This is a genomic window from Nocardia sp. NPDC050175, assembly GCF_044459885.1.
Classification (GTDB): Bacteria; Actinomycetota; Actinomycetes; order Mycobacteriales; family Mycobacteriaceae; genus Nocardia.
The window spans coordinates 350364-364641 of record NZ_JBITJI010000009.1 but is presented as its reverse complement, the minus strand read 5'-3'; the positions used below and the strand labels follow the sequence as shown (position 1 = coordinate 364641).

The 14278-nt window shown below is 66.2% G+C and carries 12 protein-coding genes; 5 read left to right on the top strand and 7 right to left on the bottom strand.

Annotated elements, in window-relative coordinates; genetic code table 11:
• Positions 1-344: 344 nt before the first annotated feature.
• Positions 345-536, bottom strand: a complete 192-nt coding sequence (locus ACIBK2_RS30140; protein ID WP_396971995.1) for an RCC1-like domain-containing protein — start codon at positions 534-536, stop codon at positions 345-347.
• Between the two features lie 594 nt (positions 537-1130).
• Positions 1131-3758 (bottom strand): DNA helicase PcrA, encoded by a 2628-nt coding sequence (gene pcrA / locus ACIBK2_RS30135; protein WP_396971969.1) that lies wholly within the window; start codon positions 3756-3758, stop codon positions 1131-1133.
• A 382-nt stretch (positions 3759-4140) separates the two neighbouring features.
• Between pcrA and ACIBK2_RS30130 the strand changes: the two genes are divergently transcribed.
• Entirely contained in the window at positions 4141-4434 is a 294-nt protein-coding gene (locus tag ACIBK2_RS30130) for a chorismate mutase (protein WP_014988338.1), read from the top strand.
• A 130-nt stretch (positions 4435-4564) separates the two neighbouring features.
• Here the strand turns inward: ACIBK2_RS30130 and ACIBK2_RS30125 are convergent, their stop codons facing one another.
• On the bottom strand, positions 4565-6019 hold the full coding sequence (locus ACIBK2_RS30125; protein ID WP_396971966.1) for an NAD-dependent succinate-semialdehyde dehydrogenase: 1455 nt from the start codon (positions 6017-6019) through the stop codon (positions 4565-4567).
• Between the two features lie 94 nt (positions 6020-6113).
• Here ACIBK2_RS30125 and pgi point away from each other — a divergent pair, with 94 nt between their 5' ends.
• Positions 6114-7787 carry a glucose-6-phosphate isomerase gene (gene pgi, locus ACIBK2_RS30120; RefSeq protein WP_396971965.1) on the top strand — a complete coding sequence of 558 codons (1674 nt, stop codon included), beginning with the start codon at positions 6114-6116 and terminating at the stop codon, positions 7785-7787.
• Between the two features lie 2 nt (positions 7788-7789).
• Here the strand turns inward: pgi and ACIBK2_RS30115 are convergent, their stop codons facing one another.
• Positions 7790-8479 (bottom strand): nucleoside/nucleotide kinase family protein, encoded by a 690-nt coding sequence (locus ACIBK2_RS30115; RefSeq protein WP_396971963.1) that lies wholly within the window; start codon positions 8477-8479, stop codon positions 7790-7792.
• Positions 8480-8608: 129 nt separating this feature from the next.
• On the opposite strand from ACIBK2_RS30115, the gene ACIBK2_RS30110 reads away from it, so the two are divergent.
• Both ACIBK2_RS30110 and ACIBK2_RS30105 read left to right on the top strand, forming a co-directional pair.
• On the top strand, positions 8609-8848 hold the full coding sequence (locus ACIBK2_RS30110; RefSeq protein ID WP_396971961.1) for a hypothetical protein: 240 nt from the start codon (positions 8609-8611) through the stop codon (positions 8846-8848).
• Positions 8793-9014 (top strand): nuclear transport factor 2 family protein, encoded by a 222-nt coding sequence (locus tag ACIBK2_RS30105; RefSeq protein ID WP_396971960.1) that lies wholly within the window; start codon positions 8793-8795, stop codon positions 9012-9014. The genes ACIBK2_RS30110 and ACIBK2_RS30105 overlap by 56 nt, the downstream gene beginning before the upstream one ends.
• Before the next feature lie 70 nt (positions 9015-9084).
• Here the strand turns inward: ACIBK2_RS30105 and ACIBK2_RS30100 are convergent, their stop codons facing one another.
• The 3 genes from ACIBK2_RS30100 to ACIBK2_RS30090 form a co-directional block, all read right to left on the bottom strand.
• Entirely contained in the window at positions 9085-10623 is a 1539-nt protein-coding gene (locus tag ACIBK2_RS30100; protein ID WP_396971958.1) for a M4 family metallopeptidase, read from the bottom strand.
• A gap of 511 nt (positions 10624-11134) precedes the next feature.
• Positions 11135-12754 (bottom strand): acyl-CoA dehydrogenase family protein, encoded by a 1620-nt coding sequence (locus ACIBK2_RS30095; RefSeq protein ID WP_396971956.1) that lies wholly within the window; start codon positions 12752-12754, stop codon positions 11135-11137.
• Positions 12741-13388: a TetR/AcrR family transcriptional regulator gene (locus ACIBK2_RS30090; protein ID WP_396971954.1), complete on the bottom strand. Its 648-nt coding sequence runs from the start codon at positions 13386-13388 to the stop codon at positions 12741-12743. The genes ACIBK2_RS30095 and ACIBK2_RS30090 overlap by 14 nt, the downstream gene beginning before the upstream one ends.
• A gap of 94 nt (positions 13389-13482) precedes the next feature.
• Here ACIBK2_RS30090 and ACIBK2_RS30085 point away from each other — a divergent pair, with 94 nt between their 5' ends.
• Entirely contained in the window at positions 13483-14244 is a 762-nt protein-coding gene (locus ACIBK2_RS30085) for a crotonase/enoyl-CoA hydratase family protein (protein ID WP_396971953.1), read from the top strand.
• Positions 14245-14278: the final 34 nt, after the last annotated feature.

The following is a 14278-nucleotide window of genomic DNA, read 5'->3' as shown; positions in this document are numbered from 1 at the left end:
TTCCGAGAATTAGGGCCCTACTGCCGGGCGGATGCCGAGAAAGGGTGCCGATCGGTGCTCGAAACCGGGAACACACCCCGCCACGAGTGCCCAGCCCCCACCCCACCAAGCCGAACCCGGAATCTGCGCACTCTCTCGGGACCTGCACTGGGGCGAATGCCGAGAAAGAGTGCGGATCCGCAATCGAACCGGGAACACACCCCGCCCCGAGTGCCCAGCAACCACCCCACCAAGCCGAAACCAGAATCCGCACTCTCACTCGGGACCTGCACTGGCTTTAGGGCCCTATTCCGAGTGCCGATCCCGAGTCAGAGTGCAGATCTTGGGTGTACTGGTTGGAGGGGTTACTTCGCAGGCTGATTGATCACCCGACGTCGCGCACCCCGCACAGAGGAAGCGCATCTCGCGCAAACGCTGTGCGACCCCGCACTCGCCACTCTGACTACAGAATCCGCACTCTCACTCGGGACCTGCACTGGCTTTAGGGTCCTATTCCGAGTGCCGATCCCGAGACAGAGTGCAGATCCCGGGGACACCGGCTCACCGAGCACCTCGCGGGTCTGATCGAGCACCGAAACCGTCGCCGACCACCCGCTCTTGTCCAAAGCGCTTGTGACGTAACCACAGCCAGATGACCACCTCACCAACGTGACACCGCGCACCTGACGTGCACCTAAAGCCGGGTACGGCAGGCGACGCGCCCAGCACTACTCACGGGAAAATGTGGATAGGCCTTCAGCATCTATGGACTGTCCACCTCTGGAGTCCTAAGAAGCACTTGCCCGGATAGGTGCACTATTCCGAGGGTCTGTGGGTGTACTGGTCCGAGATCGTGTACGGAGAGATCTCCGATGGTGTACTGGCCCAGAGGTTTTCGACTGGTTCATCGGATGACCTGAGTAATGCTGAGCACGTCAGGTGGGGTACCCGACCTTCTCTTCCGCAACTTGTGATGGGCAACGCCTGTGTTCCAGCGTGAGGACTGGCTGTGGTCCGGTTGAAAGAGGCTGGGGAAAACGAGGCGAGTCAAAGGGTCGTTGGGTGGCATCGAGGCGAGTCAAATGGTTGCTGTTGAAGATCAACAAGCGACCATATGACTCGACTCGATGGGGCTCACCGCTACCGGCGGGTCAGAGCTTCACGAGTGTCCGGCTGTACTGGGGAATGAGGCGGATCTTGCCTGCGGTGCCGAAGTCGATGGTGACCGTCGCCAAGGGGCCGAAGCCTTCGGCGGCTACTACCTTGCCGAGGCCGTACTTGTCGTCGCTGACTCGATCGCCCACGGCCAGAACGAGATTGGCGTTGTTACGGGCGGCACCACCAGGGGCGGGGCGACGCGAGCTGCGGTCTCCGCCACGTACACCCGGTCGCTGCTGCTCGGACCAACCGTCGCCGCGCGTCCAGTCGCGTTCCATTCGGTCGTCGTCACCGCGCCGGCGGATGCCTCGGGTTGCTGCGGAACCGGTCGGCTCCAGCCGGCGCCAGTCGATCAGGTGATCCGGGATCTCCTGCAGGAAGCGCGATTCCGGATTGGAGACGGGCTGGCCCCAGCCGGAGCGCACCACGGCGCGGGTCAGGTACAGCCGCTTCCTGGCCCGGGTGATGCCGACGTAGGCGAGTCGGCGTTCCTCGGCCAGCTCGGCCGGATCGCCGAGTGCGCGCATGTGCGGGAACTGGCCGTCCTCCCAGCCGGTCACGAACACGACTGGGAATTCCAGGCCCTTGGCGGTGTGCAGGGTCATCATCGTGACCACGCCGGTGCCCTCGTCCGGGATCTGGTCGGTGTCGGCCACCAGCGAAACCCGCTCCAGGAACGCGGCGAGCGACCCGGGATCGGGTTCGCCCTCGGCCGCCTCCGGCACCAGTCCCTCTTCCCGGGCCGCCTCCGCGTTGTTGTGCGCCTCAGAACTGAATTCCCGTGCGACGCTGACCAGTTCGTTGAGGTTGTCCAGCCGGGCACCGTCCTGCGGGTCGTCGGATGACTCCAGCTCGGCCCGGTACCCGGTGCGCTCCAGCACCGCGTCGACCACATTGCCGACGTCGGGGAAGTCGAGGTTCTCCTGTACGCCCGCCGCCCTGATCTCCTCGAGCAGGTCGAGGAATCCGGCGATCGCCCGCTGCGCCCTGGTGTTCAGCAGCGCGACCTTGCCATCGGCCGCGTCCCGCAGCGCCGCGGCGAAGCCGATCCCACGCTGATCGGCGTGCACCGCCACACAGGCCTCGGCCCGATCGCCGATCCCCCGCCGCGGGGTGTTCAGGATCCGGCGCACGCTCACCGCGTCCTCCGGGTTCTCCAGCACCCGCAGGTAGGCGACGATGTCGCGCACCTCCTTGCGCTCGTAGAACCGGACGCCGCCGACCACCTTGTACGGCAGCCCCATTCGGATGAAGATCTCTTCCAGTGCACGGGAGTTGTTGTTGGTCCGGTAGAACACCGCGACATCACCGTAGTTGGCCTCGCCCTGATCGACCAGCTTGTCGATCTCGCGCGCCACGAACGCGGCCTCGTCATGCTCGTTGTCAGCGACGTAACCGGTGATCAGGTCACCCTCGCCGGAATCGGTCCACAGCTTCTTGTCGCGCCGGTTCTCATTGCGCGAGATCACCGCGTTGGCGGCGGACAGAATATGCTGGGTGGAGCGGTAGTTCTGTTCCAGCAGAATGGTTTCCGCGTCCGGGAAGTCCCGCTCGAACTCCTCGATATTGCGGATGGTCGCGCCGCGGAAGGCATAGATGGACTGATCCGCGTCGCCGACCACGCACAGCTCGCTCGGCGGCGCCTGATCCTCGCTGGTCTCCGTGCGATGGTGACCGACCAGCTCGCGCACCAGAATGTACTGAGCGTGGTTGGTGTCCTGGTACTCGTCGACCAGCACGTGCCGGAACCGGCGCCGGTAGTACTCGGCGACCTGCGGATGATGCTGCAGCAGCGCCACCGTCTCGCCGATCAGATCATCGAAATCCAGCGCGTTCGCCGCGCGCAGCCGCCGTTGATATTCCACGTAGACGCGGGCGACCAAGGCGGGCAGTTCGGTTTCGTCGGACTCGGCATCCGCGACCGCCTGTTGCGGTCCGATCAGCTCGTTCTTCAGATTCGAGATGGCGGTCGACAGCAGGCGCGCCGTGTATTTCTTCGTGTCGATGTCGAAGTCGCGGCTGATCATGGTGAGCAGTCGCCGCGAATCATCGGCATCGTAGATGGAGAAATTCGAATTCAGGCCGGGCAGCAGGGCCGCTTGCATGCGCAGGATGCGTACACAACTGGAGTGGAACGTAGATACCCACATGTTGTTCGCCCGCGGACCGACCAGGCCGATTACCCGCTCCCGCATCTCCGCAGCAGCCTTGTTGGTGAAGGTGATCGCGAGCACCTGGCCCGGCGTCACACCGCGGGCGGCAAGCAGATAGGCAATGCGCCGGGTGAGCACGGCGGTCTTGCCGGAACCGGCGCCCGCCACGATGAGCAGGGGTGCGCCACTGTGCACCACGGCGGCCCGCTGCTGCGGATTCAGGCCGTCGAGTAGCTGCTCGGCCTCCGCGGCGCGCCGACGCTCCCGTTCGACACGCCGCTGTTCCAATTCGGTGGCCGACGGCGGTGGTTCGGGGACAGCGGCCCGCTGCGTTTCCCGCACCGCACGCACCTCCTCGAGCTGCCGGACCGCTGCATCGGCGTTACCACCGGTGACCTGCGGTTTTTGTGTCGAATCCGGCTGCAGTGCGCGACCGGCCTGCGTCTTGGGAGCCACCGTGATGTCCATCGCCCATCCACGCTACCGGCGGACACCGACAGAGTTGAAGCCCCAGGGGGCCTCGGTGTCAGATCGGTACCGCCCCGGCGAACGGCGGGTGAACTCCCCAGGCAGGCGCCGCGACCATTCCGTGTCCTACTTCTCAGCAGATCCACAAAACGAAATGTTTTGCATACCTACCGGCCCGTGGCAGACTGGCGACATGATGAGTGCCCGCGCGATACATCCGTTTCGGTTACCGACCGGATATCGTGATCGCGGCACCTGTATCTGAGCGCACATCCTGGGGGACAATTCACAGCCCCACCAGGTCTGTTTCACGGTGAAAGAACCGATCGGTAACGAGCCGGGCTCACCCGCCGATCCATGTTCTGACACGAGGAGATGAATGATGAGCACCCCCGCCACGACGACCGGGTCAGATTCGGCGTTGCCGCAGAGCGACGCGGAGATCGACAAGCTCCGCAAGGAGATCGATCGCCTCGATGCCGAGATCCTCGCCGCCATCAAGCGTCGCACGGAGATCTCCCGGATCATCGGTCGCACCCGGATGGCCTCTGGCGGGCCGCGCCTCGTACACAACCGTGAAATGAAGGTGCTGGAGCGATTCAGCGAACTCGGCCAGGAAGGCCACACGCTCGCCATGCTGCTGCTGCGCCTCGGCCGCGGCCGCCTCGGCCACTGACGGCCCCCTCCCCCTTGTCGGCCGCTGCACGCGGCCCTAGATCCATGCGGCAAAAAGCACGACAACCGCATCCCCAAGGCCGCCCCGGGTGTTCATCACCCCGGGGCGGTCGTTTCGTCTCTGCCTCAGCTCAGCTGAGCGCGATGTACTTGGTGGAGAGGTATTCCTCGATGCCCTCGGTGCCGCCCTCGCGGCCGAAGCCCGACGCCTTGACACCGCCGAAAGGTGCTGCGGGATCGGAGATTACGCCGCGGTTGACGCCGACCATGCCGGATTCCAGCCCCTCGGCCACGCGCAAGGCACGGTCCAGGTCGCGGGTGTAGACGTAGCTGACCAGACCGAACTCGGTGTCGTTCGCCGCGGCGATGCCCTCCTCCTCGGTGGCGAAGCCGACGATCGGCGCGACCGGGCCGAACACCTCCTCGCGCAGGATCCTGGCCTGCGCCGGGATATCGCTGAGGATGGTGGCCGGGTAGAACCAGCCGGGACCGCCGGGCGCCTTGCCGCCGAGCCGCACCTGAGCGCCCGCCGTGACGGCGTCCTCGACCAGCTCGCTGACCGTGTTGAGCTGCTCCTCGTTGATCAGCGGGCCGAGGGTGGTGGTCGGGTCGGTGCCGGGACCGAGCACCACGCTGCTCGACATCGCCTCGACGAACTTGCTGGTGAACTCCTCCAGCACCCCGTTCTGCACGTGGAACCGGTTGGCCGCGGTGCACGCCTCGCCGCCGTTGCGCAGCTTCGCCAGCATCGCGCCCTGCACGGCCGCGTCGATGTCCGCGTCGTCGAACACCACGAACGGCGCGTTGCCGCCGAGTTCCATCGACGTGCGCAGCAGCCCGTTCGCCGACTTCTCCACCAGCTTCTTGCCCACCTCGGTGGAGCCGGTGAAGGTGAGCTTGCGCAGCCGGGGATCGTCGAGCAGCGGCTGGGTCACCGCGCCGGAATGGCTCGACGTGATCACCGACAGCACCCCGTCCGGCAGCCCGGCCTCGCTACACAGCTTGGCGAGCAACAGCATGGTCAGCGGCGTCGCCGAGGCGGGCTTGACGATCATCGTGCAGCCGGCCGCCAGCGCGGGACCGATCTTGCGGGTGCCCATCGCCAGCGGGAAATTCCACGGCGTGATCGCCAGGCACGGCCCGACCGGCTGCTTGTGCACCATGATCCGGCCGGTGCCCGACGGCGCGTGCAGGTAGCGCCCGTGCACCCGGACAGCTTCCTCGCTGAACCACCGGAAGAACTCCGCGCCGTACTTCACCTCGTTGCGGCTCTCCGGCAGCGCCTTGCCCATTTCCAGGGTCATCAGCAGCGCGAATTCCTCGGCGCGCGCGGTGATCTGCTCGAAGACGGTGCGCAGGATCTCGCCGCGTTCCCGCGACGGCCGCGCGGCCCAATCCGCCTGCACCGCGACGGCCGCGTCGAGCGCGCGCACCGCGTCTTCGGGTGTCGCGTCGGCGACCTGCGTCAGCACCTCCCCGGTGGCCGGATTGTGCACCGGAAAGGTGCCACCGCCGGTGGCGGCCACCGGCCCACCGATCCATAGTTGCGTCGGGACGGATTCGAGAACTTCGCGTTCGGACACCATGAGGCCAGCGTAGGCCGCGCGGCAGCGGATCTCACCGGGTCCGGCGGGGTGTTTGCCGTGCGCGGCCGTTGGACGGTGAGTAACCTCGGCGAACGTGAGCAGCGACATCACCGCCACGGCGGCCTGGCGGAAACTGCACGAACACTTCGACGGGATCGCGGGGCGGCACCTGCGGGAGCTCTTCGCCGACGACCCGTCGCGTGGCCGTGCGCTGACCATCGACGTAGCGGACCTGCACATCGACTTCAGCAAGCATCGGGTCTCGCGGGAAACGCTGCACCTGCTGGTCGAATTGGCGCGCGAGGCCAAGGTCGCCGAGCGCAGGGACGCGATGTACCGGGGCGAGCACATCAACACCTCGGAGGATCGCGCGGTCGCGCACATCGCATTGCGGCTGCCCGAGGGCAAGGCACTCACCGTGGACGGTGTCGACGCGGGCGCCGAGGTGCACGACGTGCTGCGGCGGATGGGTGAATTCACCGACGAGCTGCGCTCCGGCGACTGGCGCGGCGCCACCGGCGAACGCATCAGCACCGTGGTCAATATCGGCATCGGCGGGTCCGACCTCGGGCCGGTGATGGTGTACCAAGCGCTGCGGCACTACGCCGACGCGGGCATCAGCGCGCGGTTCGTCTCCAACGTCGATCCGGCCGACCTGGTCGCCAAACTCGACGGACTCGACCCTGCGACAACGCTTTTCATCGTCGCCTCCAAGACCTTCACCACCCTGGAGACGCTGACCAACGCGACCGCCGCCCGGCGCTGGCTGGTCGCCGCGCTCGGCGAGGACGCAGTCGCCAAGCATTTCGTCGCCGTCTCGACCAACGCCGAGAAGGTGGCCGAGTTCGGCATCGACACCGCCAACATGTTCGGTTTCTGGGACTGGGTGGGCGGGCGCTACTCGGTGGATTCCGCGATCGGCCTTTCGGTGATGGCGGCCATCGGCAAGGCGCGCTTCGCCGAGTTCCTGGCCGGAATGCACGCCGTGGACGAGCATTTCGCGAACGCACCGCTGGAGGCGAACGCGCCGGTGCTGCTCGGCCTGCTCGGGGTCTGGTATTCGAACTTCTTCGGCGCGGAATCCCGTGCGGTGCTGCCCTATTCGAACGATCTGGCCCGCTTCCCCGCCTATCTGCAGCAGCTCACCATGGAATCCAACGGTAAGTCGGTGCGCGCCGACGGCAGCCCGGTCACTACCTCCACCGGCGAAATCTTCTGGGGCGAACCGGGAACCAACGGCCAGCACGCCTTCTACCAACTGCTGCATCAGGGCACCCGCCTCATCCCGGCGGACTTCATCGGCTTCGCCCGGCCCACCGACGATCTGCCCACCCGTGACGGCACCGGCAGCATGCACGACCTGCTGATGAGCAACCTGTTCGCGCAGACCAAGGTGCTCGCCTTCGGCAAGACGGCGGAGGAGATCGCTGACCCTATCGAGCGACCCGCAAGCGATCGCTACGCTGGCGAGGGCACCGACCCGAAGGTGGTGCCGCACAAGGTGATGCCCGGCAACCGGCCGAGCACCACCATCCTCGCGCCGCAGCTCACGCCCTCGGTCGTCGGCCAGCTGATCGCGCTCTACGAGCATCAGGTGTTCGTCGAAGGCACCATCTGGGGCGTCGACAGCTTCGATCAGTGGGGTGTCGAGCTCGGCAAGCAGCAGGCATTGGCCCTCGCGCCGCTGCTTACTTCCGTGGAAGAGCCCGAGCCGCAAGGAGACTCGTCCACCGACGCGCTGATCCGCTGGTACCGCGCCAAGAAGTAGCGCTACTCAGGCCGGACGACGACGTCGTAGCGGCGGCCGCGCTGGCGTAGCACCAGATCGGCTCGCGCCTTGGTGGTGCCGATCAGATCGGCGTTCAGCAGGTCGCTGTCGCGCACCTTGGTTCTGGCGGCCGCGGGCGTGCGGCCGCCGCGAATGTGGCGGCGCAGCAATCGCTCCTCGAGCAGCCGACGCGGCGCGTCGAGGTACCAGCACTCGTCCAGCAGCTTGCGCACCGCCGACCATTCCCGGTCCCCGACGTCGTCGAGCAGCAGGTAGTTGCCCTCGGTGAGCACGATCTGCTGCTGATCGAAGACGATGCCCGCGGGGACCGGAGCGTCGATGGCGCGATCGAAGGTCGGCCACGGCACCGGTTCGCCGATCGGGGTGTCCCGGAGTCTGCGGAGGTTGTCGAGGAAGGCCGCGGTATCGAAAGTGTCCGGTTCGCCTTTGCGCGCAAGGTTTCCCGCGGCACGCAGCACGTCGTTGGTGAGGTGGTAGCCGTCCATCGGCGCGATCTGGGCGATCGGCGACTCGGCGTTGAGCGCATTGCGCAGCCGGACCGACAGGGTGGACTTCCCCACGCCGGGCGGTCCGACGATGCCGAGCAGATATCGGCCGCTACCGCCGTCCGCGTGCTCGCGCACCCGTCGGACCAGCGCGCTCAACGATGTTTCGGCGTACGCCCTGTCCACCGCGCCACTGTACTGCCGGATCACCTCGTCGGTCTGCCTCGATAACTGCCATACACATGCCGATCACGCATGCCGAGCATGCGAGATTCTCGCTTGTCGCACCGATACCGCACTCTTACCGTCGATCGGGTGAGTGCGATCGAGAACAAGAAACTGCTGGAGCACATCTTCGAGCAGATGGCGGCGGGCAACACCAGCTCGCTGAGCGACGCGATGGCGGACGAGTTCCGCTGGGTGTTTCCGGGCGGCTGGTCGTGGAGCGGCACCTGGGCACCGAAAGCTGTTGTGCTGAAAGAACTTCTGCGGGCCGCTGATGGCCCAGTTCACCGAATATCGCGTTGCCGCCGACTTCGTCATCGCCGCGGATGACCGTGTCGTCGTCCAAGCCCGCGGATACGGCCGCACCATTCGCGGCGACCGTTACGACCAAACCTACTGTTTCCTCTTCCGAGTAACCGACGGGCAATTGACAGAGGTGATCGAACACTGCGACACCGCACTGGTCGAGCGGGTACTGGAAACAATCGCGGTCTAGCACACAAAAGAACGTCTCACCGAGCTCGTTGATGAGCGCGGTGAGACGTTCGTGTTACCAATAGTGATTGCTAGTCGCGAGTCGCCAGCTGCGGCAGCTTGGTGGCCTTGGTGGCGTTGGCCACCTGGACGCAGTCAGCGGCCGTTGTTCCCGCGGTGTTGTTACGGACATTGGTGTTGCACGCGTTCTTCAGCGCGGTCGACAATGCACCGTAGTTGGAGTTGGACGACAGCAGAGTCTGCGTGGTCCAGTACAGCGCGGCGGTCTTCGGAATGCCGAGCCCGGTGACGGTCACACCGTTGAGGGTGCCGCCGTCGGTGATGATCGAGGCGGTCCGGTTGCCCACGCCGCTGTTGGTGTGGACGCCGCCACTGTCGCCGCTACCGGCGTACCAGTACTGACCCTTGTAAGTGTCGGGATCCTGGTAAGCCTTCGGGTTCTTCATGTCCCGGATCACGCCGATCGAGCTGCAGACACCGAGCTTCCACCGGTTGGCGGCGGTGTTGCAAGTGTTGGCGGTGTCCACCAGGAAGGTGAGCTCACCGAAAACATCCGACATGGACTCGTTGATCGCGCCCGGCTCATTGCGGTACACGAGACCGTTGGTGTGCTGGGTGACGCCGTGGGTGAGCTCGTGTGCGGTGATGTCCTCGGTGGTCAGACCCGAACCGTAGGCCATGTAGCTGCCCGACCAGAAGGCGTTCTGGTAGGGGCATTCGGTGGTGGTGCACAGACGCACGGTGCCGCGCAGCGCTTTACCCTTGCCGTCACCGGTGTCCGACCCGATCAGGTTGGTCAGGTTCGCCACCTTGGTGTACTGCGCGTAGAACTGCTCGGTCTTGCCGAAGTAGTCGTAGATCTTGTCGACATCGGCGATGCCGCTGGCCGGCTGGCCTTCCGACCTGGTGGAACGGATGCTGCCGGTGCCGCACCCGGCATTGTTGGGGTCGATCCGCCGGTTGGCGTTGTCGCACACGACACGGTTGAGGTGCTTGGTCTCACTCCAGCTGTCGAGCACCTTGCCGGTGTTGTTGGCGTCGACGAAGACGACGTAGGTCGCCGGGTCGCCCTGCTTCTCGGCGCTGGCACCGATGATGTCGACCTTGAACGACGGCACCGCAGTGCTCTGTGCCTCGTCCTTGGCGGCCAGCTTCGCGTCGTACCAGTAGGCCTTGGTCTCGGTGACACTCAGCTTGTCGGGCGCCGTTTTGCTCTGCTCGGCCACCTTCTTCAGCGCGGTCTGCTGTACCGCGGCGGACGGCGTCGTCGTCGAGAATTTGCCCTGCGACTTCTTCGACAGCGAGCCGGTCACCGAGATGAGCGACCCGTCGGCGGTCAGCGACTGTGCCGCCGATGCGCCGAACACCTGTACCTTGTCGATCTCCTGACGCAGTCGGACCGTGGATCCCTCACCAACCTGGAACACAGACTCCACGACCAGATTGCCGGCGGTTTCGCCATTTCCGCCGAGCGCCTTCTGCACACCGTTCGCATGTGCCTGCGCCGCGGCCGGGGCCTCGGCGGCCGTTCCCGCGGGCGCCTTGATCGGCTCCTTGGGGACCACCTGCTGGACGGCGCCTTGCTGATCCGTCGTTACTTCTTTCGGCACGGCGGAAAGGTCGGAACCCGCCGGTGCTGATGGACTGGCCGGTGGCGCTCCGCTGGCACCAGGGCCAGACGCGAAGATCATTGCCCCGACAGCAATTATCGCAAAGGCGGTATTTCGACCCGCCCGTTTATGTGTGGGTTTCATGACCAAGTAGAACCACATACGGGCGGGCAACTCGACTGGAGACGAGTACTGGGGAAATCTGAGAATAGGCTGGTAATTTTATAGCTATCGCCGAACTATGGTCCGTAAAATGTTATGCGCGAATATCTTTCGAATCAATTGCCGTCGGGTGATACGACGGACTACGCGCTGACGCATGTTGAATCTCAATTGCATTGATCCATGGCCGATCCCGAGGCGCAGACACCTAACCCACTTGAAGAGAACAGCTTTCGGCTCATGATGGGGCTCGGGTACGACGCGTACCCGAGCGGCAAAGATCAACAATTACGCCAGTGCCTCAACCAGAAAGACTGCCGCGCAAGCTATTCCGACCGCCTGGGCGCAATCACACCAGTGCGCGCTCCAGAATGGCTCCGGTATCAACTCCGGTCGGCAGGGTACCGAAGGCGATGCCCCAATCGTCGCCGAGCCTGGTGGCGCAGAAGGCGTCGGCGACCGCCGGGTGACCGTGCCGCACCAGCTGCGCGCCCTGCAGCACGAGAGCCATGAGCTCGACGATGCGACGGGCCCGGAACTCGATGTCGCTGAGGTCGGACAGCTCCTTGCCGACCCGCGTGATGGCGTCGTCTAGCCGCGGATTCTCGCCACGGGCCAGCGAGACCTCATTGAAGTACGCCTCGACCGTCTCCGGCTGACGCCCCATGGCGCGCAACGCATCCAGCGCCGCGACATTGCCGGAACCCTCCCAGATGGACATCAGCGGCGCTTCCCGATAGAGCCGCGGCATGCCCGACTCCTCGGCATAGCCGTTGCCGCCGAAGCATTCCAGCGCCTCGGCCGCGTGCGACGGCGCCCGCTTGCACACCCAATACTTGGTGACCGCCAACGCGATACGCCGCAGCGCCGCCTCGGCCGGGTCGCTGCCCGCGCGGTCGGTGGCGCCGGCCAGTCGCATCATCACCGTGGTGGCCGCGTCGGACTCGATCACCAAGTCCGCCAGCACATTCCGCATGGCGGGCTGGTCGATCAGCTTGGCCCCGAACGCTTCCCGATATCGCGCGTGGTGCGCGGCGAACACCACGCCGGTCCGCATGTTGGTCGCCGAGCCGATCACGCAGTCCAGCCTGGTCATGTTCACCATCTCGATGATGGTCTTCACGCCCGCGCCCTCCGCGCCGACCAGCCAGCCGGTGGCGTTCTCGTACTCGATCTCCGAGGAGGCGTTGGACTTGTTGCCGAGCTTGTCCTTGAGCCGTTGGATGCGAATGGGATTGCGCGTCCCGTCCGGCAGCACCCTGGTGAGCAGGAAGCAGGACAGGCCGCCGGGCGCCTGGGCCAGCGTGAGGAACATGTCCGACATCGGGGCCGAGGTGAACCACTTGTGCCCGACGATCCGGTACGAGCCGTCGGGTTGCGGTGTCGCCGTCGTGGTGTTGGCGCGGACGTCGGAGCCGCCCTGCTTCTCGGTCATCGACATGCCCGCGATCAGCCCGGCCTTCGACGAGGGCTCGCGCAGGCCGAAGTCGTAGACCCGGGAACCGAGCAGCGGTTCGTATTTCGCCGAGAGTTCCTTGTTGTGCCGCAAGGCAGGCACCACGGCGTAGGTCATCGAGATGGGACACATGTGCCCGGCCTCGGCGGCGCCCCAGGTGAAGAACTTCGCCGCCCGCGCGACGTGCGTGCCCGGCCGCTCGTCCAGCCACGGCGAACCGTGCAGGCCATGCGACACAGCGACATTCATCAGGTCGTGCCAGTGCGGGTGGAACTCCACCTCGTCGATCCGGTTGCCGTAGCGGTCGTGCGTGTGCAGCACCGGTGGGTTCTCGTTGGCCAGGCGTCCCCACTCCTGCGCCGCGGATCCGCCTGCCAGCACGCCGAGTTCACGCACCTCGGCCTCTGCCCAGCCCGCGCCCTCGCGGTGCAGGCCCTCGATCAGCGCCGGATTCCGCGAGACATCGAACGGCGCGATATCGGGTACCTGGTTGAAGACTTCATGCGTCTGCATCGGACACTCCTGTTTCCTGCCGGGCGACTGCGCTCGACTCCGCGCGCACCCCGAGTGCGCGCAATGCGAAGGTAATGAGTTCCGGGATAACGGATTCCCCGTGCGGCGCCGAGGCGAGCGGGCCGACAAGCACCTCGCCGATCGCGCCGACGAGCGCGGCCGCACTGGTCCGCGGATCCTGCGCGGGCAGCTCGCCACGCGAAACCCCCTCCTCGACAGCCGATTCGAAGGCTTCGGCGAAGGCGCGGCGGAAGTGCAGGCGCTCCGCGTCGACCACGGTATCGACGGGCTCGACGAGCAGCACGTAGGCGAGTTTCGGATTCTTCAGCGCGCGTCCGGCGAAGGTCTCCACCGCGGCGGTCACCCGCTCGATCGCGGTGCCGTCGGCGCTCGCGGCGGCCACCGCGGCCACCTCCCAGGCAACCACTTTGCGGAACACCGCGCTGACCAGTTCCGCCTTGCCCGCGAAGTTCTTGTAGACGGTTCCGGTGGCCACGCCCGCCTCGGCCGCGACGGCCGCCATGGAGAGCCCGGCGTAGCCGGCACTGGACAGCACCTTGGTCGCGGCCTGCACGATCAGCCCCGCCTGCGCGTCCAGGCGGGCCTGCACGGCGGGGGTTCTGCGGTAGGCCACACAAGAAGTGAACCACGAATTCATTTCTTGCCACAAGGGGGGTTTTACGGCGTATGGTCGGGGTCGTGTCTGAACGAACCAGTGAGGTGGCGTCGTGAGCGTACGGATAGAACGCAACGGACCGGTGACCACCGTGATCCTGCATCGGCCTGAAGCCCGTAACGCGGTCGACGGCCCCACCGCGGCGGCATTGGCCGACGCTTTCCGCGAGTTCGACGCCGATCCTGACGCGGCCGTCGCCGTGCTCTGGGGTGACGGCGGCACCTTCTGCGCGGGCGCCGACCTCAAGGGCCTCGGCACCGAGCGGTCCAATGTGGTCACGGAGGAGGGCGACGGCCCGATGGGGCCCACCAGGATGCGGCTGTCCAAGCCGGTGATCGCGGCCGTCTCCGGGTACGCGGTCGCGGGCGGGCTCGAGCTCGCGCTGTGGTGCGATCTGCGAGTTGCCGAGCAGGACAGCGTCTTCGGCGTGTTCTGCCGCCGCTGGGGCGTGCCGCTCATCGACGGCGGCACGTTGCGCCTGCCGCGACTCATCGGCAGCAGCCGCGCCATGGACCTGGTGCTCACCGGCCGTCCCGTCGACGCCGCCGAGGCGCTGCAGATCGGCCTGGCGAACCGCGTGGTCCCGACCGGCGAAGCGCGCAGTGCCGCAGAGCAACTCGCCGCCGAGTTGGCCGCGCTACCGCAGGTCTGTCTGCGGTCGGACCGCATGTCGCTGTTGGAACAGGACGGCATGGACGAAGAGACCGCGCTGCGCAACGAACTGCGGCACGGGATCACCGCGCTGACCAACGGCGCGCTCGACGGAGCTCAGCGCTTCGCCTCGGGTGCGGGTCGGCACGGCGCGCGGGCGTGAGCGAGCGCCAGCGAATGAACCGGCGATACAGCGC